1 protein-coding gene is annotated in these 1,560 nt (G+C 45.5%); it reads right to left on the minus strand.

Annotated elements, in window-relative coordinates:
* Positions 1 to 131: 131 nt before the first annotated feature.
* Positions 132 to 1,481, minus strand: coding sequence for an ISLre2 family transposase (locus ACYQY7_RS13930; protein ID WP_461202951.1), 1,350 nt, complete (start codon positions 1,479 to 1,481; stop codon positions 132 to 134).
* Positions 1,482 to 1,560: the final 79 nt, after the last annotated feature.

Below are 1,560 nucleotides of genomic sequence, written 5' to 3' on the forward strand. Positions count from 1 at the left end.
GTTTGAGTCAAGACTTTGTGGGAGATTTTTTTCTCGACCGATTTTTTTGGTTATATATGGTTTTATAAAATCGTTATATGTAAGCGCTTTTACTCACTCTCATCCTGTAGGTATGTGCGTTTTCTCTCGTTTTAAAAACCTTTCAATGCTTGCAATACCTCGTAAATCGGTGCCCCTGAAGATTGGCGAAGGTATGGGATGTTATCTCGTACCACTTCTGCCATTTGCGTTTGCACGCGCTTCAGCGCCTTTTTCACGATCGTTTCTCGTTTCGTTTCTTCTCGTTCTTCCACGCCATACATCACCCCACGGCGTGTCCGAATGAGTAACGTATCTTTTATCGCGACGATCGCACGCAACATCGCTTCAATCCCTGCATCTTTCCAACTTCGACCGTTTTTACTTCGTTTCGCAAACACATGCATCGTTCCTTCCGCACTCCCCATCGCTCTCATGTTTGTCGTGTCGATCCCTTTTTCCTTCAACCATACGCGATAGTCACGCAAACATCCTGGCATCTCCTCGATTCGACGAACAAGCGCCTCGAGTTGCTTTTCCTTCTCCTCATGTTCTAGCGTCCCGATGGCACTTGTGAGTTCTCGCAACACACCCTCTTCATCCCATGACGCGAATGTTTTTCGAATCACCCGATATCTCGCATGACCCCGGAACAATTGACGAATCTCTCTCGCCACATGGAACCGATCGAGCTGAAAGTACCCTCTATCTCCGAAATATTCACGACACGCTGTGATCCATGGTGCACCATCTCCATTGATGACTACCCAATCATCAAGCGGATCATAGCCATATTCCTTCATCAGAAAATCCTCTACCGCTTCCCAAATCGGTTCATTCGTTTGATGAACATAGTATCTTCGGTTTACCAAAGAAACCCGTTTGCCGTTTTTCTCCCATCCTTGATGAATCGTCACGATTTTCTCTTCTTTTCCTTTCACGCGGCTTCGTTGACGTTTCACGTACAACCCGTCCGCTTCGATAAAAAACACACGCCCTTTTTTCTCCATCGCACGGTGCCCCTTCACCTCTGCCTCGATGATGGATTGGCGAATCGTTTCGTGGCTCATACATGCGTATCCCACCAGTTTTTCAAGCGACTGCGCAGCCTGTCGATACGAAGAACCCGTTACGGCGAGATGAATCGCTGTTTCTTCTAACAACGGACTGACTCCATGTCCCCCCTCAAACTGAAGAAAGGCATCCAACAAACAAACATACTTCTGTTTTTCCCGATCGAAGTAATAGTTCCGCTTGATTTCCACTTCTCCAAACATCGTCTGCATCCGTATTACTCGTTTATCTTTGAGCGCATATCGTTTTTTATCTCGTTTTTCCGCTAATGTGTGATCGATGTCCTCCAACAGCTGTTGAAGCAGTTGACCATATTCTTTTTGCATATGCCTAAACAATGACTGTTCAATGTCTTTCAATGTGACTCCATCTGTGATATAATCCTGCATGGGCTCCACTCCTTTCTTTGGTTGTTTTTTTTTCGCACTTACTACCTTACAGGAGGAGAGCCCATTTTTCATCTATTTT

It is taken from the genome of Anoxybacillus sp. TBDG-1 (assembly GCF_054815885.1).

Coding starts and splice junctions, on each gene's coding strand:
- ACYQY7_RS13930 (WP_461202951.1), bottom strand. CDS start 1,481: ATGCAGGATTATATCACAGATGGAGTCACATTGAAAGACATTGAACAG.